At 57.7% G+C, this 19259-nt stretch carries 13 protein-coding genes and 1 pseudogene; 2 read left to right on the top strand and 12 right to left on the bottom strand.

What is annotated here, in order from left to right; genetic code table 11:
* Window positions 1-70 precede the first annotated feature (70 nt).
* The 11 genes and pseudogenes from rpoC to secE all read right to left on the bottom strand — a co-directional run bounded on the left by rpoC (window position 71) and on the right by secE (window position 14951).
* Entirely contained in the window at window positions 71-4309 is a 4239-nt protein-coding gene (gene rpoC / locus AC0L4F_RS11395) for a DNA-directed RNA polymerase subunit beta' (RefSeq protein WP_244688490.1), read from the bottom strand.
* A gap of 89 nt (window positions 4310-4398) precedes the next feature.
* Window positions 4399-8535, bottom strand: coding sequence for a DNA-directed RNA polymerase subunit beta (gene rpoB, locus AC0L4F_RS11390; RefSeq protein WP_244688488.1), 4137 nt, complete (start codon window positions 8533-8535; stop codon window positions 4399-4401).
* A gap of 287 nt (window positions 8536-8822) precedes the next feature.
* Window positions 8823-9202: pseudogene (rplL, locus tag AC0L4F_RS11385) on the bottom strand (50S ribosomal protein L7/L12).
* Between the two features lie 72 nt (window positions 9203-9274).
* Window positions 9275-9793, bottom strand: coding sequence for a 50S ribosomal protein L10 (rplJ, locus tag AC0L4F_RS11380; RefSeq protein ID WP_244688486.1), 519 nt, complete (start codon window positions 9791-9793; stop codon window positions 9275-9277).
* Window positions 9794-10292: 499 nt separating this feature from the next.
* Window positions 10293-11030 (bottom strand): response regulator, encoded by a 738-nt coding sequence (locus AC0L4F_RS11375; protein ID WP_244688484.1) that lies wholly within the window; start codon window positions 11028-11030, stop codon window positions 10293-10295.
* Complete coding sequence (locus AC0L4F_RS11370; RefSeq protein ID WP_244688482.1) at window positions 10939-11961, bottom strand: histidine kinase dimerization/phospho-acceptor domain-containing protein; 1023 nt, start codon at window positions 11959-11961, stop codon at window positions 10939-10941. The genes AC0L4F_RS11375 and AC0L4F_RS11370 overlap by 92 nt, the downstream gene beginning before the upstream one ends.
* Before the next feature lie 141 nt (window positions 11962-12102).
* A complete protein-coding gene (locus AC0L4F_RS11365) occupies window positions 12103-12606 on the bottom strand; it encodes a putative pterin-binding protein (RefSeq protein ID WP_244688480.1) in 504 nt (167 codons plus the stop codon).
* 123 nt (window positions 12607-12729) lie between these two features.
* Window positions 12730-13428, bottom strand: coding sequence for a 50S ribosomal protein L1 (gene rplA / locus AC0L4F_RS11360; protein WP_244688477.1), 699 nt, complete (start codon window positions 13426-13428; stop codon window positions 12730-12732).
* Window position 13429: 1 nt separating this feature from the next.
* Window positions 13430-13855 carry a 50S ribosomal protein L11 gene (gene rplK, locus AC0L4F_RS11355; RefSeq protein ID WP_244688475.1) on the bottom strand — a complete coding sequence of 142 codons (426 nt, stop codon included), beginning with the start codon at window positions 13853-13855 and terminating at the stop codon, window positions 13430-13432.
* Between the two features lie 167 nt (window positions 13856-14022).
* A complete protein-coding gene (nusG, locus tag AC0L4F_RS11350; RefSeq protein WP_244688473.1) occupies window positions 14023-14556 on the bottom strand; it encodes a transcription termination/antitermination protein NusG in 534 nt (177 codons plus the stop codon).
* Between the two features lie 197 nt (window positions 14557-14753).
* Entirely contained in the window at window positions 14754-14951 is a 198-nt protein-coding gene (gene secE, locus AC0L4F_RS11345) for a preprotein translocase subunit SecE (RefSeq protein ID WP_244688471.1), read from the bottom strand.
* A gap of 200 nt (window positions 14952-15151) precedes the next feature.
* Here secE and AC0L4F_RS11340 point away from each other — a divergent pair, with 200 nt between their 5' ends.
* Together AC0L4F_RS11340 and AC0L4F_RS11335 are read left to right on the top strand one after the other, a co-directional pair.
* Complete coding sequence (locus AC0L4F_RS11340; RefSeq protein WP_244688469.1) at window positions 15152-15928, top strand: HAD-IIB family hydrolase; 777 nt, start codon at window positions 15152-15154, stop codon at window positions 15926-15928.
* Between the two features lie 30 nt (window positions 15929-15958).
* Window positions 15959-17185 (top strand): glycosyltransferase family protein, encoded by a 1227-nt coding sequence (locus AC0L4F_RS11335; protein WP_244688467.1) that lies wholly within the window; start codon window positions 15959-15961, stop codon window positions 17183-17185.
* Between the two features lie 225 nt (window positions 17186-17410).
* On the opposite strand, the gene AC0L4F_RS11330 is transcribed toward AC0L4F_RS11335, so the two are convergent.
* A complete protein-coding gene (locus AC0L4F_RS11330; protein WP_244688465.1) occupies window positions 17411-19156 on the bottom strand; it encodes a sugar phosphorylase in 1746 nt (581 codons plus the stop codon).
* Window positions 19157-19259 lie beyond the last annotated feature (103 nt).

The raw sequence follows: 19259 nt of genomic DNA, 5'->3' as shown, positions 1-19259 counted from the left end.
GTGTTCCACAACGAAAAACCCCGCCCGCATTGCTGCGGACGGGGTCAATTCATAACTTGGACGATCGGCCTTAGCTGCGGCTGTCTTCTTCGACAATCGGCTGGCTGAACGGATCATTGACAACAACGTCTTCCGTCGGCGCGGCCAGTGCTGCTGCGGCCTCGGCTTCGATACGACGTGCTTCGACAACCACATTGTCACGGTCCTGCGCGACACGACGCATCTGCTGGGTTGCCCCACCAGTGCCCGCCGGGATCAGGCGACCCACAATGACGTTCTCTTTCAGGCCCACCAGCTTGTCTTTCTTGCCCTGCACCGAAGCCTCGGTGAGAACGCGGGTGGTTTCCTGGAACGACGCTGCCGAGATGAACGACCGGGTCTGCAAGCTCGCCTTGGTGATCCCCAGAAGGATCGGCTCGCCCTGGGCCTCGCGTCCGCCTTTGGACAGCGCTTTTTCGTTCGCTGCGTCAAATTCGGCCTTGTCCACATGTTCGCCCTTGAGAAGCGTGGTATCGCCGCTGTCCTGGATCTCCCACTTCTGCAACATCTGGCGCACGATCACTTCGACATGCTTGTCGTTGATCTTCACACCTTGCAGACGATAGACGTCCTGAACTTCGTCGATCATGTAGTTCGCCAGCGCCTCGATCCCCATGATGGCGAGGATGTCGTGCGGTGCCGGGTTGCCGTCCATGATGTAGTCGCCCTTCTGGACGAAGTCACCTTCCTGAACCGGAATGTGCTTGCCCTTGGGCACCATGTATTCAACCGGTTCCAGGTTGTCGTCAGCAGGGTCAATCGCGATACGGCGCTTGTTCTTGTAGTCTTTACCAAAGCGCACGTAACCGTCGATTTCGGCGATGATCGCGTGATCCTTGGGACGACGGGCTTCGAACAATTCGGCCACACGCGGCAGACCACCGGTGATGTCCTTGGTCTTGGCACCTTCGCGCGGGATACGCGCGACAACGTCACCGGCTTTGACATCCACACCGTCATCCACCGACAAAATGGCGTCAACCGACATCGGATAGGTGATCGGGTTGCCAGCCTCGTTCCGGACCGGTTCGCCATCACTGTCGACCAGAATGATTTCCGGCTTCAGCTCATTGCCTTTGGGCGCCGCACGCCAGTCGACCACGATCTTCTGGGTCATACCGGTCGCGTCATCGGTTTCCTCACGCACGGCCACACCGTTCACCAGGTCGACGTGACGGGCCATACCGTCCTTCTCTGCGATGATCGGCAGTGTATAGGGATCCCACTCATAGAGTTTGTCACCCCGGCCCACTGTGTCGCCCTCTTTGACGAACAGCTTGGTGCCGTAGCCCAGCTTGAAGCTGGCGCGCTCTGCGCCGTGTTCGTCATTGATGACCAGCTTCATGTTCCGACCCATCACAAGGGTCTCGTCCATGGAGTTCTGCAAGGTGTTCGCAGCTTCGAATGCCACGATACCTTCGGTGCCGGCCTCTTGGAACGACTGTTGGCCACCCTGCGCAACGCCACCAATGTGGAAGGTCCGCATTGTCAGCTGTGTACCCGGTTCCCCAATCGACTGCGCCGCGATGATACCCACGGCCTCGCCTGAGTTCACCATGGTGCCGCGCGCCAGGTCACGACCATAGCACATTGCACAGACGCCTTCCTCGGCCTCACAGGTCAGCGGGCTGCGGATGCGCATTTTCTGTACAGCCAACTCTTCGATCGTGTCCGCCATGCGTTCGTCGATCAAAGTGCCTGCCTTGCAGATCACGTCGTCCGACCCCGGCTTCAGCACGTCATCGGCTGCAACCCGGCCCAGAATACGCTCGCCCAGCGACGACACAACCTCACCGTCATTGACCGCAGCTTCTGCCGTGATCGCCCGGTCGGTGCCACAGTCACGTGCACGCACGATGCAATCCTGTGCCACATCCACCAGACGACGGGTCAGATAGCCCGAGTTCGCCGTTTTCAAAGCCGTATCCGACAGACCCTTACGGGCACCGTGGGTCGAGTTGAAGTACTCGAGAACGGTCAAACCTTCTTTAAAGTTCGAGATGATCGGCGTTTCGATGATGTCGCCGTTCGGCTTGGCCATAAGGCCACGCATCCCGCCCAGCTGTTTCATCTGGGTGACCGAGCCACGCGCACCGGAGTGGGCCATCATGTAGACCGAGTTCGGCTCCATCACCGAACCATCCTCGGCATGACGTTCCGCCGAAATGGTGTTCATCATCGCTTCGGTGACTTTGTCGTTACACTTCGACCAGGCATCGACAACTTTGTTGTACTTTTCGCCCTGAGTGATCAGGCCGTCCATGTACTGTTGTTCGAAATCCTTCACCTGATCGCGGGTTTCTTCGACGATGGGCCATTTGGTGTCAGGAATGACCATGTCATCCTTGCCAAAGGAAATCCCGGCTTTGAACGCCTCGCGGAAACCCATGGTCATGATCTGGTCACAGAAGATGACGCTCTCTTTCTGGCCGCAATACCGGTAAACGGTATCAATCACCTTTTGCACGTCTTTCTTGCGCAGAAGGTTGTTGACCAAATCGAACGGCGCTTTGGCATTCAACGGCAGAAGCGAACCAAGCCGCAGACGGCCCGGCGTGGTTTCATACCGTTTCATGATTTCCAGACCGTTTTCGTCGATCTGTTTGACCCGCGCGGTAATCCGCGAGTGCAGATGCACTTCGCCTGCGTTCAGAGCATGTTCGACCTCTTCGATGGAAGAGAACGACATACCTTCGCCCTTCATGCCGTCACGTTGGATGGTGACGTAATAAATGCCCAAAATCATATCCTGCGAAGGAACGATGATCGGCGCGCCGTTGGCGGGCGACAGAACGTTGTTGGTCGACATCATCAGAACGCGCGCTTCAAGCTGGGCTTCAAGCGACAGCGGCACGTGAACCGCCATCTGGTCGCCGTCAAAGTCAGCGTTGAAGGCCGAACAGACCAGCGGGTGAAGCTGGATTGCCTTGCCTTCAATCAGCGTGGGTTCGAACGCCTGAATGCCCAAACGGTGCAATGTCGGCGCGCGGTTCAACATGACGGGGTGTTCGCGGATCACCTCATCCAGAATATCCCAAACTTCGGGACGTTCCTTTTCCACCAGCTTTTTCGCCTGTTTCACAGTCGACGACAGGCCCTTGGCCTCCAACCGGCTGTAAATAAACGGTTTGAACAGCTCCAGCGCCATCTTTTTCGGCAGACCACATTGGTGCAGCTTCAATTCCGGGCCGGTCACAATCACCGAACGACCGGAGAAGTCGACGCGTTTCCCCAAAAGGTTTTGACGGAAACGACCCTGTTTGCCTTTCAGCATGTCGCTGAGCGATTTCAGCGGGCGCTTGTTGGCACCGGTGATCACCCGACCGCGACGGCCGTTGTCGAACAACGCATCAACAGATTCCTGCAACATCCGCTTTTCGTTCCGCACGATGATGTCGGGCGCACGCAATTCGATCAGACGTTTCAGACGGTTGTTCCGGTTGATCACACGACGATACAGATCGTTAAGATCCGACGTCGCAAAACGCCCCCCATCCAGCGGCACCAGCGGGCGCAGCTCTGGTGGGATCACCGGGATCACGGTCATGACCATCCATTCCGGGCGGTTGCCGGATTTAAGGAAGCTTTCAACCACTTTCAGACGTTTGATGATCTTCTTGGGCTTCAGCTCACCTGTGGCTTCTTTCAGGTCCGCACGCAGGGTGTCGGCCTCGTTTTCGAGGTCGATATTGGCCAGCATTTCGCGGATCGCTTCGGCACCGATATTGGCGGTGAAGGCGTCCATGCCATAGGCATCCTGGGCATCCATGAACTCTTCTTCGGTCATCATCTGACCATAGGTGAGGTCGGTGAGGCCCGGTTCGATCACGACGTAGTTTTCGAAATAGAGCACGCGTTCCAGATCGCGCAGCGTCATGTCCAGCATCAGACCGATGCGCGACGGCAACGATTTGAGGAACCAGATATGGGCGCAGGGCGCGGCCAGTTCGATGTGGCCCATGCGTTCGCGGCGGACCTTTTGCAGCGTGACTTCGACACCACATTTTTCGCAGACAACGCCGCGATATTTCATGCGTTTGTATTTGCCGCAGAGACATTCGTAATCTTTGATCGGGCCAAAGATACGCGCACAGAACAGGCCATCACGCTCGGGCTTGAAGGTCCGATAGTTGATGGTTTCCGGCTTCTTGATCTCGCCATAGGACCACGACAGAATCCGTTCCGGCGACGCCAACGAGACCTTGATCTCATCAAAGGTTTTCACCGGGGCAACGGGGTTAAACGGGTTGTTGGTCAGTTCCTGGTTCATTCGATTTCCTCATTGAAGGAGGGTGCGGGGGAGTGGCGGTGCGCAACGAATGCGCACCCAACGTAGGGTGTGCCCTGAGGGCGCACTGACTACTCGTCCTCCTCCGCATCCAGGAGTTCCATGTTCAGGCCAAGGCCGCGGACTTCTTTGACAAGGACGTTAAAGCTCTCTGGAACGCCCGCCTCAAAGTTGTCTTCGCCTTTGACGATCGATTTATAGACCTTGGTCCGGCCAGCAACGTCATCCGATTTCACGGTCAACATTTCCTGCAGGGTATAGGCGGCACCGTAAGCTTCAAGCGCCCAGACCTCCATTTCCCCGAAACGCTGTCCACCGAACTGTGCCTTACCGCCCAACGGCTGCTGGGTCACAAGCGAGTATGGTCCAGTCGAACGCGCGTGGATCTTGTCATCGACAAGGTGGTGCAGCTTCAGCAGGTATTTGACACCCACAGTCACCGGACGGGCAAACTGTTCACCGGTCCGGCCATCAAACAGCACCGATTGACCCGATTCAGAGAAGCCAGCCCGCACGAGCGCGTCGTTCACGTCGCCCTCTTTCGCACCGTCAAACACCGGCGTCGCAATCGGAACACCGCGGCGCACATTGCCCGCAGATTCCAACAGTTGCTCTTCGCTCATACCGGCAATGCCTTCTTCATAGACATCATCGCCATAAGCACCGCGCATCGCATCCCGAACCGGGGTCAGATCACCGGAACGGCGATATTCACCCAATGCATCGTCAACCTTGATCCCCAGACCGCGTGCGGCCCAACCCATGTGGGTTTCCAGAATCTGACCAACGTTCATCCGCGACGGAACACCCAGCGGGTTCAGACAGAAATCAACCGGCGTGCCATCGGCAAGGAACGGCATGTCTTCCATCGGAACAACGCGCGAAATCACACCTTTGTTGCCGTGACGACCGGCCATTTTGTCACCCGGTTGCAGCTTGCGCTTCACCGCGATGAACACTTTGACCATTTTCATCACGCCCGGCGGCAGATCGTCGCCACGGCGGACTTTTTCGACCTTGTCTTCGAACCGTGCGTCAAGCTGACGTTTCTGCGCTTCGTATTGCTCGTTCAGCGCTTCCATGATCTTGGCGTCTTCTTCTTCGCCAAGCGCCAGTTGCCACCATTGGCCGCGGCTCATGCTGCCCAGCAGTTCCTCGGTGATTTCCGAGTTCGGGCGAATGCCACGCGGACCTTTGACCGCGGTCTTGCCCATGATCAGGCTGCTGAGACGGGCATAGATGTTGCGGTCGAGGATGGCCAACTCGTCGTCGCGGTCGCGCGACAAACGTTCGATTTCCTCGCGCTCGATCTGCAACGCACGTTCGTCTTTTTCGACGCCGTGACGATTGAACACCCGCACTTCGACAACTGTACCAAAGTCACCCGGTTTCACCCGCAGCGATGTGTCACGCACATCCGAAGCTTTCTCACCAAAGATGGCGCGGAGGAGTTTTTCCTCTGGCGTCATCGGGCTTTCGCCTTTTGGTGTGATCTTGCCCACAAGGATATCGCCCGGTTCGACGTCGGCACCGATGTACACGATGCCCGCCTCGTCGAGGTTGCGCAGCGCTTCTTCACCGACGTTGGGAATGTCGCGGGTGATCTCTTCTGGTCCAAGCTTCGTGTCACGTGCGGCGACTTCGAATTCCTCGATATGCACCGAGGTAAAGACGTCATCACGCGCAATGCGTTCGGAAATCAGGATCGAGTCTTCGTAGTTGTAGCCATTCCAGGGCATAAACGCGACGATCACGTTTTTACCCAGAGCCAGCTCACCCATATCGGTGGACGGACCGTCAGCGATAACCTCGCCTTGCGACACTTCCTGACCCACCTTCACCAGCGGTTGCTGGTTGATACAGGTGTTCTGGTTCGACCGCTGGAACTTGCGCATGCGATAAATATCAACGCCGGGGTCGCCGACCTCAAGATTATCGGTCGCCCGGATCACGATCCGCTGGGCATCGACCTGGTCGATGATCCCGCCCCGTTTCGCCATCACGGCCGCACCAGAGTCACGGGCCACAACCTCTTCGATGCCGGTGCCGACCAGCGGCGCTTCGGAGCGCAGGGTCGGAACCGCCTGACGTTGCATGTTCGAGCCCATCAAGGCGCGGTTGGCGTCGTCGTTTTCCAGGAACGGAATGAGCGAGGCCGCAACCGACACCAGCTGTTTCGGCGACACGTCGATCAGGTCGACGTTTTCGTTCGGCGACAGAGTGTAGTCACCGGATTTCCGGGTCGACACCAGATCGTTGACGAATTTCATGTTCTCGTCGAGGTTGGCGTTCGCCTGCGCAACGGTGTGGCGCATTTCCTCGGTCGCGGACATGTAATGCACTTCGTCGGTGACAGTGCCGTCCTTGACGATCCGGTACGGTGTTTCGATGAAGCCGTATTTGTTCACGCGGGCAAACGTCGCCAGCGAGTTGATCAGACCAATGTTCGGGCCTTCCGGCGTTTCAATCGGACACATCCGGCCATAGTGGGTCGGGTGCACGTCGCGCACCTCAAAGCCCGCACGTTCACGCGTCAGACCACCCGGTCCAAGCGCCGAAAGACGGCGTTTGTGGGTGACTTCCGACAGCGGGTTGGTTTGGTCCATGAACTGCGACAGCTGGCTGGAGCCAAAGAATTCGCGCACGGCGGCCGCGGCCGGTTTGGCGTTGATCAGATCCTGCGGCATCACCGTGTCGATCTCGACGCTGGACATCCGTTCCTTGATCGCGCGCTCCATACGAAGCAGGCCAACACGGTACTGGTTTTCCATCAATTCGCCGACCGAGCGCACCCGGCGGTTGCCGAGGTGGTCAATGTCGTCGATGTCGCCACGACCGTCGCGCAGATCGACCAATGCCTTGATACATTGAACGATGTCGTCCCGATCCAGCGTCCGCTGGGTGTCTTCCTTGTCAAGCGCAAGGCGCATGTTCATCTTCACGCGGCCAACCGCCGACAGGTCATACCGTTCGCTGTCAAAGAACAGGGTATCGAACAGCGCCGAAGCGGCTTCGACGGTGGGCGGCTCGCCCGGGCGCATCACACGATAGATGTCCATGAGCGCGGTGTCGCGGTTCATGTTCTTGTCCATCGCCATGGTGTTGCGCATGTAGGCGCCGACGGTGATGTTGTCGATGTCCAGAACCGGGATCTCGGTGATGCCCGCGTCCACCAGATCTTTCAGCGTGCCACCTGTAACATCGCCGTCCTTGTCGAGTTCCCAGGTCAGCTCATCACCGGCTTCGACGTAAATCGCGCCAGTTTCTTCGTTGATGATGTCCTTGGACACGAATTTGCCAGCGATCTGTTCGAACGGCACCAGAAGATCAGTGACCTTGGCTTCGTCGATCAATTTCTTGACCGCCCGCGGCGTCACTTTCTTGCCAGCTTCGGCAATGATCTCGCCCGTGGCGGCATCCACCAGGTCATGCGTCGGACGGGTTCCGCGCGCACGTTCCGGGAAGAACTTGGTGACCCAGCCCTCACCCCGACGAAGGGTGTAGGTCACGGTGTTGTAATAGGCGTCCATGATCGCCTCTTGATCGAGACCCAGCGAATACAGCAGGGTTGTCACCGGCAATTTGCGGCGACGGTCGATCCGGGCGAATACGATGTCCTTGGCGTCGAATTCGAAATCCAGCCAGGACCCGCGATAGGGAATGATGCGGCAGGCGAACAGCAGCTTGCCCGAGGAGTGGGTCTTGCCCTTGTCATGGTCAAAGAACACGCCCGGCGAACGGTGCATCTGGGACACGATCACACGTTCGGTGCCGTTGACAACAAAGGTACCATTTGGCGTCATCAGGGGCATATCGCCCATGAACACGTCCTGTTCCTTGATGTCCTTGACGGATTTGGCGCCGGTATCTTCGTCGATATCAAACACGATCAGACGCAACGTCACCTTGAGCGGTGCGCTGTAGGTCAGGTCACGCTGCTGACATTCCTCAACATCGAATTTCGGTTTTTCCAACGCGTAATCGACGAATTCGAGAACGGCAGTCTCGTTGAAATCCTTGATCGGGAAAACCGACTGGAAAACGCCTTTGATACCTTCACCATCCATCGGCGTCAGCTGATCGCCGGACTTCAGGAACAAGTCGTAAGAAGATTTCTGAACCTCGATAAGGTTCGGCATTTCCAGCACTTCACGGATTTTGCCGTAATACCGACGAAGACGTTTCTGGCCTAGGAAGCTTTGCGCCATGACAGATGTCACCTTTCACATTTCTCAACGGTTGCGTCCGCTGTCGGGCTACAGCGACGCCGCCATCAGAGACGACAATGGTCGGATCCATGCCTGGCCGCCGTCCCACCGGCTGCCTCCCGATCCTTTGACCCGTGTCTTGGAAAACCCCATTTGGATGGGGCTTGCCAAGACGGGATCGGCAGGGCCCGGGGAAACCCCGGCCCTGCCTCGTTCTGTCGCTCTCCCTCAGGAGCATGAGATCCCGGAACATGTCCGGGATGACCACAGCCCCATCGGGACAGAGATCACTTCAGTTCGACTTCAGCACCAGCTGCTTCGAGCTTCTTCTTGATCTCTTCGGCTTCGTCTTTGGACACTTGTTCCTTGACGGCTTTGCCACCCGCTTCGACCAGCTCTTTGGCTTCTTTCAGGCCAAGACCGGTGATGCCGCGGACTTCTTTGATCACGTTGATCTTTTTGTCGCCTGCAGCTTTCAGGATCACGTCGAATTCGGTCTGCTCTTCAGCAGCAGCCGCGCCCGCGCCATCGGCAGGGCGGCCATCATCACTGCGCCGCCAGCTGCGGGCTCGATGCCGTATTCGTCTTTGAGGATGGTTTTCAGTTCTTGTGCTTCCAGCAGGGTCAGACCAACGATGTCTTCTGCCAGTTTTTTCAGATCAGCCATTTTTAACTCTTTCCGTATCTAGATGTGTTCCAACGTGTGAGTTTCAACCCCACGAAAGTCTCTTGGTTTGCCTTACGCCGCTTCTGCCCGTTCCTCGATAGTCGAGAGGATGGAGGCAATATTCGAAGCTGGTGCGCCAATGGCCCCGGCAATGTTCGAAGCAGGTGCGCCGATACAACCAACGATCGAAGAGATAAGCTCTTCGCGCGACGGCATTTTCGACACGGCTTCGACACCGGCCCGGTCCAGTGCAGTTTCACCCATTGCCCCGCCAAGGATTTCGAACTTCTTGTTCTCTTTGGCAAAGTCCTCGACCACTTTGGCAGCTGCCACAGGGTCTTCGGAATAGGTGAGCACGGTCATACCCGTCAGAAAGTCAGCAATGCTTGCGCAGGGCTTCCCATCCAGGGCGATCTTGGCGAGCCTGTTTTTGGCGACACGCACAGCGCCACCCGCGTCGCGAGCACGCGCGCGGAGGTCTTGCATCTCGGCAACCGTGAGACCTTCGTAGTGGGCAACCACTACGACGCCAGAGCTTTCGAAGATCTGGCCGAGTTCCTCGACCAATTTCTCTTTCTGGGCTCTATCCACAGTTTCACTCCATTAGTTGGAGGGGGACCCCTCCGGCTCAGTTCTGCCAGACAAATGCCTGACAACGCAGTCCGTACGGGTCGTCACAAACGAGAGCCCGGAACACATCCCGGGAGCGTATGTCTCTTCCCGTCTCGGGCAGGAATTATCGGCACTGGCCGACCCACCGTCTCGGACGAAATAAGGGCGCCTGCGAATCACGCGGGTGCCCTCGCTCTGTGGAATAGGTGTTTTGCCGGGAAATGCCAAGGGCAAGAATGAACTTTGCGACACTCGGCCGACGCATTCCGGGGGGCCAGCCGGTCGAAGCCCGCATCGGATCAACGCGCGCCCAAGGTCCGCCGCCTATTGTTTTGTTGTGCCGCGGTTGTCCGCGCGGGTTCAATCGCGCTGGTCCCGTCACATTGGCCTATTGGCCATAAAGCTGACTTCTTCACGCATATACCCAAATGGTTGGCACAATGAAAGACCGCCCCCCATGGGATGGCAAGTGCCGAATTCAGGCGGCATTCACCTCAGGGCGGTCGCCGGGGCCCAAATCAGCAAGCCGCGATATCAGTGCCTTTTTCGATACCGGCTTGCCAATCACATCATTCATTCCGTGACCGAGATAGTCCTGCACCTGATGTTCCATCACATTTGCGGTGACCGCAATGATATGCGTCGGAGGGCGGTCATTGGCAATTTCCATTTCTCGGATGCGCTTAGTCGCCTCTATCCCATCCATGACGGGCATCTGGATATCCATCAAAATAACATCGAATTCCCCGCCTGTAACCGCCGTAACCGCTTCGGCGCCATCATTGGCTTCTTCGACACGACCGCCGGTATTTTTCAGGAACCTGCGCAAGATCATGCGATTGGTGGAATTATCGTCCACCACCAGAACCCGCAGATTGACCACCCCATCGCTGACCTCTGTCGGGGTGTCCTTGGTCGCGGCTTGGGTCTTTGGCGCCACCGCTGGCAGCGGCAGATCAAACCAGAACTCTGCCCCGTGTCCAAGGATGCTGTTGACGCGAAGCTCGCTGCCCATGGCGCGGACCAATTGGCCGGAAATCGTCAACCCAAGTCCGGTTCCGCCATGTTTGCGTGTGATGCTGGCATCAGCCTGGGTAAACGGTTGAAAAATGGTTTTTTGCGCCTCAATCGCAATCCCCGGGCCAGTATCCTTGACCGAGAAGCGGATTTCTGCCCTCCTCCGGCGCCAGTTTTGCCGACAGGCGCACCGTCCCATGGGCGGTGAATTTGATCGCATTGCTGATCAAATTATGCAGGATTTGGCGCAGACGCGTGGCATCCCCCACAACCATCTGTGGAATATCCGGCGAAATCTCAACCTCGAACCTCAAACCTTTGTCGCGTGACACGCCCCGATACAGTGCCTGCGCGGTATTCAACGCCTCACCAATATCAAATTGCCGGTTCTCGATCACGATTGCGCCTGCCTCGACCTTGGACAGGTCCAAAACGTCGTTCAACGTATTCAACAGCAATTCACCGGATTGACGTATGACAGTCACACAGGCGCGTTGATCCGGATTCAAATTCGAGTTGGCCAATTCACTGTTCATGCCCAGAATACCATTCAAAGGCGTGCGAATTTCGTGGCTGACATTCGCCAGAAACCGCGTCTTGGCCTCATTGGCCTGTGCGGCTGCGCGGCTGAGCTGCCTTTCGCGGCGCTGCGCGATCCCGGCAAAGATGATTTCGGCGATAACATAGAGCACCAGAAAGGCCATCAAGGCGACAATCAAGGCCTGCACTCTCACCGAGCGGGCGTTTGCACCAATCCCCAAAGTGACTTCTGCGAAATCTCGCCCCTGGAAGGTGTCTATCCAGATCACACGTAGCTCACCGGACAGTTCGGTAAGCTCCCGCGCCATGACAATGGAATCGCGCGGCGCAATTATTGGACGGTCAAATATGACCTCCTCCCGTTCGCCGAGAAATTCCCTGTATCGCTGCAAGAGAGACCTGATTTCGGGGGTATCGCCGACATTGGTCTGCTCTAGCACGTCAACCCGGCTCCACAAGAGATCAAAGCGCCGTTGTACATCCGTGCGCTTCACCTCACCCGTGGATTGCAGCCGCAAAGCCAGCGAAAGACGCTGTGATTCAAATACAAGCTCGCTGACCTTCCAGGAATTGGCCGAAACCTCCTGCATGGCCCGTTCCTTGGCCAGGTTCACTTCCCCCTTTTGGGCCACAAAGAGAACAGCCAAAGCGACGATCGCGGCCACCGCAACAGTCGCTCTGAGTGTCCGCCCATTTTCTTTGAGGGAATTCCACACCGCGCCCGTTCCTTATCAGGGGCCAATATGAAGCTTGGCCAGCTGCCAAACCATTTCATTGTCGAAAGGTTTTTCCTTGGCTTCAGCCTCGGTCAAAGGAAAGACGATCCAGATTGGCCCCTTGTCGCGAATCCGCATGGGTTTGCCATCAATATCCATCGCCAGGATCGCCGAATGCTTGAACACCAGATCCAGAGGAAACTCCGTGGCGTAATCATTGATGGCCGTCGCTCTCAACGTTTCGCCATCGGCGCCAACGGCCTCCAGTACAGAAGCCACTGTTGGCCCGGCGAAATGCTGTAGACCAGAGGTAAAGGAGGTATAGGTGTCAACCTGGCGCCAATCCAGCGCCTCCAGCATGGGCCGATCGAATTGCACCCCAACCGACGAATTCGTCGCGGTGATGGCCCCCGAAACCGTTAAAATGACCTCACTCTCGGGCTTGGCGATGTCAGCTCTGGCGGCGGATGCCGCGCAGAACACGGCCAGAACAAGGAGGGAAATGAGATTTCGAAACATGGCGTTCCTTTCGACTGCGGTGACAACTCACAGTCAAATTGCGCGAAATCTCCTAAGAAAACCTTCCCGTCAAAAAAAAACGCGCCACAAGGGCGCGTTTTTCGATCACATTTTTACGAGAATTCACTCTGCGTGTGCTAAATCCACCGCAACGGTCACACCCGGGCCCATTGTCGAAGACAGCGAAATCTTCTTCATATAGGTACCCTTGGCGCCAGCGGGACGGGCCTTGGCCACGGCACCGACAAAGGCACGAATGTTTTCGGCCAGCTTGCCCGCATCGAACGAGGCTTTGCCCACACCCGCGTGCACAACGCCGGCTTTTTCGACCTTGAACTGAACTTCACCGCCTTTGGCCGCCTTGACGGCGTCCGCGACATCCATGGTCACCGTGCCAACCTTGGGGTTCGGCATCAGGTTGCGGGGGCCAAGAACCTTGCCCAGACGACCCACAACCGGCATCATGTCAGGTGTCGCGATGCAACGATCAAAGTCGATCTTGCCGCCCTGAACGATTTCCATCAGATCTTCTGCGCCAACAATGTCCGCGCCTGCGGCCTGGGCCTCTTCGGCCTTGGGACCTCGGGCAAACACAGCCACGCGCACATTTTTGCCGGTGCCGTTCGGCAGACCAACCACGCCGCGCACCATTTGGTCCGCATGACGGGGGTCAACACCAAGGTTCACAGCGATTTCAACGGTTTCGTCGAATTTCGCATTGGCGCTGGCCTTGATCAGATCAACCGCTTCTTCAACGGTGATATTGTCTTTGCCAACAAATGCATCGCGTGCCGCGCGGGTACGTTTTCCAAGTTTTGCCATCTTACTTCACCTCGATGCCCATAGAGGTCGCCGAACCGACGATGATCTTCATCGCGGCTTCGATGTCGTTCGCGCTGAGGTCTTTCATCTTGGCCTCGGCAATCTCACGCACCTGCTTCACGGTCACCGAGCCGACAACTTCGCGCGACGGGGTTTTTGCACCGGATTTCAGCTTGGCAGCTTTTTTCAGGTAGTAGGACGCCGGCGGCGTCTTGATGTCCATGGTAAAGGACTTGTCCTGATAATAGGTGATCACGGTCGGGCACGGCGCGCCGGGCTCCATATCCTGTGTCTTGGCATTGAAAGCCTTACAGAATTCCATGATGTTGATGCCGCGCTGACCCAGCGCCGGACCGACGGGGGGGGACGGGTTTGCCTGCCCTGCGGGCACCTGCAGCTTCATGCTGCCTACAAGCTTCTTGGCCATTTGGCCTCTCCTTTTTCATCGGCGTGCGAATTGATGCACACCCTAAATGCCGAAACGCGTTCCGACCTTTACACTGCGTGGTGCGGCGCCGGCACGCGTGCCCTTGCCTCCCACAAACGAACGGACCTCGCGGCCCGCAAGGTGCGCATTGACTGCGCGACCTGCACTCACATCTGTTTGGCGACCTGAGTGAATTCCAGTTCGACCGGTGTTTCCCGTCCAAAGATGGACACCGAAACCTTGAGCCGTTGGTTGTCTTCGTCGACCTCTTCGATCAAACCGTCGAAATCTTCGAACGGGCCATCAGAGACCTTAACTTTTTCGCCCACTTCAAAGTGGATCAAGGTGCGCGGCGTTTCCTCGCCCTCGGCCACTCGGCCAAGAATCGCTTCGACTTCGGCATCGCGCATCGGCATCGGGCGCCCTTGGGGGCCCAGAAATCCGGTGACGCGGTTGATCGAATTGATCAGGTGATAGCCCTGATCAGACATCTCCATCCGCACCAGCACATAGCCCGGCATAAAGCGACGTTCGGTGGTCACCTTCTTGCCGCGACGGACCTCGATCACCTCTTCGGTGGGCACCAGAACCTCTTCGATCTGATCTTCAAGCCCATGCTCTTCCACCGACGTTCTGATCTGTTCGGCAATTTTCTTCTCGAAATTCGAGAGGACGCTTACCGAATACCACCGTTTTGCCATCTGGCGCTCACCTTCGTCCTGCTTGGTCTCTGTGACCGAAATTTGTTATTCTTCAACACCTTGGCATCGCCCGGCATCACATCCCGGAATAAAAAATCGGCGCGAGGGCCGAATCGCCACGCGCCAGACATCTTAGGATGACGCGTCTTTACCCGCGCGACATGTCGAATTCAAGGGGCGACGCCCCAACCCGGCCCTTAGCCGAACATGCCCAATACAGCCTGAAGCCCGCCCCGGATCGCCAGATCGACCAACGCGAAAAAGATCGCGGTCAGGGTTGCCATGATGAACACCATCACGGTGGTCAACAACACTTCGCGTCGGGTCGGCCAGACGACCTTGGAGACTTCGGCGCGCACCTGCTGGATGAACTGAAGGGGGTTCGTCATTGCCATGTTTTCGTCCTTGAAGAGGTTAAAGGTGCAGATACGCGGGGTCCCGGCGGAATTCAAGGTCCGCAATTGCCAGGTTGGCATTCAGGTTGGCCCGACGCGCACCAATTGGGTGACTAAAAGTTAGGCATGTGCCAAAAAACGCTTAGCCATTGTGCACGCCAGCTGTGGCACCTGCGGTGATCCCCGCCTAGTCTCACGTCATGACCAATGCACTCCCACTGCTCGTCTTCACGGATCTCGACGGCACTTTGCTGGACCATGCGACCTATTCCTATGCGCCTGCACTCCCGGCGCTGGAGGCCCTGAAATCCATTGGCGCCGGTGTGACACTGGCCACCAGTAAAACCGCAGCCGAGGTCGCACCGCTGCGCGCCGAACTCGGGCTGGAGGCCTGGCCCGCAATTGTCGAAAATGGCGCCGGACTTTTGGACGGCGGCGCAACGGCCGGATCGGATGACACGATCTACCGCGACATTAGGGGTCGGTTGGCGCAACTGCCCGGCAAGCCATCCTGTTTTCGCGGTTTCGGCGACATGAATGACGCCGAGGTCGCAGAAATCACCGGATTGCCGCTCGAAAATGCGGCCAATGCCCGGCGACGCGCGTTCAGCGAACCGGGCGTCTGGACCGGCCCCCCCGCCGAATTGGGCGCATTCCTCGACACCGCTGCCACGGTCGGATTACACGCCCGGCGCGGCGGTCGGTTTCTGACGTTTTCACTGGGCCAGACCAAAGCCGACCAAATGGCCAACCTGATCACGCGTTTCAGGCCCAGCGCGACGCTGGCGCTTGGCGATGCCCCCAATGACATCGAAATGCTGGACACAGCCGATGCCGGGGTGATCATCGCAAATGCCCATGGCCAGCCGCTGCCCACCCTGCCCGGCGAAGAGAGCGGCCGCATTCGCCGCAGCGTCCTGCCCGGCCCCAGCGGCTGGAACGTCGCTGTTCTGGCGCATCTACAACAAATATCCTGACCCATTCCCAGATCGCAAAGGCGACCCCCGATGGCTGACTTTCACCAGAACGGCAATATCACCACCCTGCACAATCTGCGCACCCGCGGTCTCGACGACCTCGAATATGAATTGACGACCTATGCCCAGACGCGAAAAATTTCTCTGATCCTGCCGTCCCTGTTTTCAGAACTAGAGGGCGAGGCGCTGCCGCATATCCTCGAAGAACTGGCGCGCGTGCCTTACCTGCACCGGATCATTATCGGCTTGGATCGCGCGGACGAGGCACAATACCGCAAGGCGCGGGCGTTTTTTGCCACCCTGCCCCAAACCCATACGGTGATCTGGAACGACAGCCCCCGGATGCTGGAGCTTGGTGCGCGGCTCGAAAAACGCGGCCTGGCACCACAAGAACCCGGCAAGGGCAAAAACGTCTGGACCTCCATCGGCTATCTGATTGGCTGCGCCGACAGCGCGGTTCTGGCGCTCCATGATTGTGACATCCTGACCTATGAACGCGAAATGCTGGCGCGGCTGGTCTATCCGGTGGCAAACCCTTCCTTTCCCTATCAAATGTCCAAGGGGTATTATCCCCGGATCGGCGATGAAAAGCTGAATGGCCGGGTCACCCGCCTGCTGGTCAGCCCGCTGCTCATTGCCTTGAAAAAGGTCATCGGCGATCGCGACTACCTCGATTACCTCCGATCGTTCCGCTATCCGCTTTCGGGTGAATTTGCCATGCGCACGCCCATCCTGCCGGATCTGCGCATTCCGTCGGACTGGGGGCTGGAAATCGGCACGTTAAGCGAAGCCTGGCGCAATCTGGCGCCGAAATCGGTCTGTCAGGTCGAGATTTCAGATGCCTATGACCACAAACATCAGGTGCTCTCACCCGAGGACGCCAGCAAAGGCCTGTCACGCATGTCGACCGACATCTGCAAGGCAATTTTCCGCAAGCTGGCCGCGGACGGCACCGTGTTTACCCCAAATGTGTTCCGCACGCTGAAAGCAACCTATTACCGCTCTGCGCTTGACCTGCTGGAAGGGTATTACAACGACGCGAAAATGAATGGCCTCGCCCTTGATCGCCATAGCGAGGAAAAGTCGATTGAGCTGTTTGCCGAAAACATCATCCTCGCCGGCCAGATCTTTCTCGATAACCCACATGAAACACCATTCATCCCGACATGGAATCGGGTGCACGCCGCAGAACCACAATTCCTGAATGATCTGCGCGCCGCCGTGGCTGCGGACGAGGAAGAATTTTCCGCACAATAACCCCACCCAGTTTTAGCGTCGCGCCCCTACCTGTTGGTCTCGGGCCCCCGCCTTTCATCTGACCAAAAATATCCCGGGGGGTTTGGGGGGCTGGCCCCCCATTTATCCTGCGGTTTGGGGGGCTGGCCCCCATCCTTAACTGCGGTTTGGGGGCTGCCCCCATCCTATCTGCGGTCTGGGGGACTGGCCCCGCCTCTTACCAATGGTCTGGACGCCAAGGCGATTTTACGCCCTGTTGGTAATCCACCGGCATTGGTACGGCGCAAAAACGATGTCCTCACCCGCCGCAAGGATCTCTTCCCCGGTCATAAGATCCAGCCAATGATCGCCCTCGATCAGGTTCACCGCAGATGGGGCGATGCGGACCTCTTCGTCGCTGACATTGTGCAGCGCAAAAATCGACTGTGCCCGATCCAGACTCTGCCGCCACAATCCGAAAATCCGGTCATCCAACGTCAGCGTGAACTGTGTCGCATTGGGGTGAAAGGCCGATTGCCGCCCGCGTATTTTCATCCTGGCCGAAATTTGCGCCAGAACCTGTGACTGGGTGCTGTCCGGATCGTCCAGCCGTTCCAGCAGGGTCGGGTAATCCCAGCGATGACGGTTGATCGCCCGGTTCATGCCACGCCGCTCCACCCCCTCATGATCATTGGGCGTCGCCAGCATGGAATGAATGTAAAACGCCGGAATCCCCTCCAGCGACATCACGATCGTTTGCGAACACAGGAAGCGGGCGATGTGGTGGGTATCCTTGCCCTTAAAGGTCTGGCCGACGGCCTCAAAGAAGCTGCAGTTCAGCTCGTAAGGCTCCTCTCCGCCATCGGGCAGCGTGCGCATCGACACCAGCCCGCCGATGTCGCGCACGGTGTCGATCATCCGCACCTTTTCCTCGGGTGGCAGCACACCTTCGGCCGGGCGCATGCCAATCCCATCGTGGCTGGCGGTGAAGTTGAGGTAAGCACAGCCCAGTTGCGCCGGGGGCATGGAGGTTTGCCAGCGATGCAAATACCGGGCCGAACCTGATTGCATCGCGTGCAGGATCAGCGGCGGCAGCGGAAAATTATAGACGACATGTGCCTCGTTGCGGTTGCCGAAATAGCTAAGGTTCTCGGTTCGTGGCACATTGGTTTCGGTCAGCAAGACCACGGTTTCCAAGGCATAGTCACACAACAGGCGCATCAGCTGAACAATGGCATGGGTCTGCGGCAGGTGGATGCAATTGGTGCCCGCCTCCTTCCAGACAAAGGCCACCGCATCCATGCGCAAGGTCCGCACCCCATTGTCGATATGCAGCCGGATGATGCGCAGCATCTCCAACAAGACTTCTGGATTGCGAAAATCCAGGTCAATCTGATCATGGCTAAAGGTGCACCAAACGTGGCGCTTGCCGTTCGATGTCTCGACCTCCTGAAGCAGCGGCGTGGTACGGGGGCGAACCACCAGGGACACATCCTCTGCGGGGTCTGCTTCGAAAAAGAACTTGTCATAGGGCTCTTGCCCCTGACGATAGGCATTGAACCACGGGCCTTGTGACGACACGTGGTTCAGCACCAGATCGGACATCAGATAGAAATTCTCGGCAATGCGGCGAATGTCAGCCCAGCTGCCCAGTTCCGGGTTCACAGCGCGATAGTCGGTCACGGCAAATCCATCGTCCGAGGTGAAGGGAAAGAACGGCAGAATATGCACGCCATTCACCACGCCCTTCATCTTGCGCAACAGGAAATCGTGCAAAAGATCCAGCGGCTTGTGCGCACCATCGACAATCGAATTGCCATAGGTGATCAACACCGCATCTTGTTCCGACCACAGGTTGTTTGACGGCGGCCGCCCACGTTTGCGGCGATGGCCATTGTCCGGCCAGAACGCTTCGACGATCTGGCTGGACAGAATATCACAATCCAGATCGGGATAAATTTCGCGAACAAGCCCGGTCAGCCGGGCGGTGAATGTGGCTGAGGCACGCGCCATGAGGTCGTCCAATCCTTTTAGTCAGCGGGGGGTCACACCCCACCAGGTCAATTCACACGTGTCATGGCCGCCGGTGTCAAATCCAACGCCGCCCCAAACGCCA

The organism is Marinovum sp. J2-8 (genome assembly GCF_055808435.1).
This window is presented reverse-complemented; position numbering and strand designations above follow the sequence as displayed.

What these genes read in the sequence shown, in the direction of transcription:
- rpoC (WP_244688490.1), bottom strand. Translation starts at nt 4,309, where the DNA reads ATGAACCAGGAACTGACCAACAACCCGTTTAACCCCGTTGCCCCGGTG.
- rpoB (WP_244688488.1), bottom strand. Translation starts at nt 8,535, where the DNA reads ATGGCGCAAAGCTTCCTAGGCCAGAAACGTCTTCGTCGGTATTACGGC.
- AC0L4F_RS11375 (WP_244688484.1), bottom strand. Translation starts at nt 11,030, where the DNA reads ATGGGACGGTGCGCCTGTCGGCAAAACTGGCGCCGGAGGAGGGCAGAA.
- AC0L4F_RS11370 (WP_244688482.1), bottom strand. Translation starts at nt 11,961, where the DNA reads ATGCAGGAGGTTTCGGCCAATTCCTGGAAGGTCAGCGAGCTTGTATTT.
- AC0L4F_RS11365 (WP_244688480.1), bottom strand. Translation starts at nt 12,606, where the DNA reads ATGTTTCGAAATCTCATTTCCCTCCTTGTTCTGGCCGTGTTCTGCGCG.
- rplA (WP_244688477.1), bottom strand. Translation starts at nt 13,428, where the DNA reads ATGGCAAAACTTGGAAAACGTACCCGCGCGGCACGCGATGCATTTGTT.
- rplK (WP_244688475.1), bottom strand. Translation starts at nt 13,855, where the DNA reads ATGGCCAAGAAGCTTGTAGGCAGCATGAAGCTGCAGGTGCCCGCAGGG.
- nusG (WP_244688473.1), bottom strand. Translation starts at nt 14,556, where the DNA reads ATGGCAAAACGGTGGTATTCGGTAAGCGTCCTCTCGAATTTCGAGAAG.
- secE (WP_244688471.1), bottom strand. Translation starts at nt 14,951, where the DNA reads ATGGCAATGACGAACCCCCTTCAGTTCATCCAGCAGGTGCGCGCCGAA.
- AC0L4F_RS11340 (WP_244688469.1), top strand. Translation starts at nt 15,152, where the DNA reads ATGACCAATGCACTCCCACTGCTCGTCTTCACGGATCTCGACGGCACT.
- AC0L4F_RS11335 (WP_244688467.1), top strand. Translation starts at nt 15,959, where the DNA reads ATGGCTGACTTTCACCAGAACGGCAATATCACCACCCTGCACAATCTG.
- AC0L4F_RS11330 (WP_244688465.1), bottom strand. Translation starts at nt 19,156, where the DNA reads ATGGCGCGTGCCTCAGCCACATTCACCGCCCGGCTGACCGGGCTTGTT.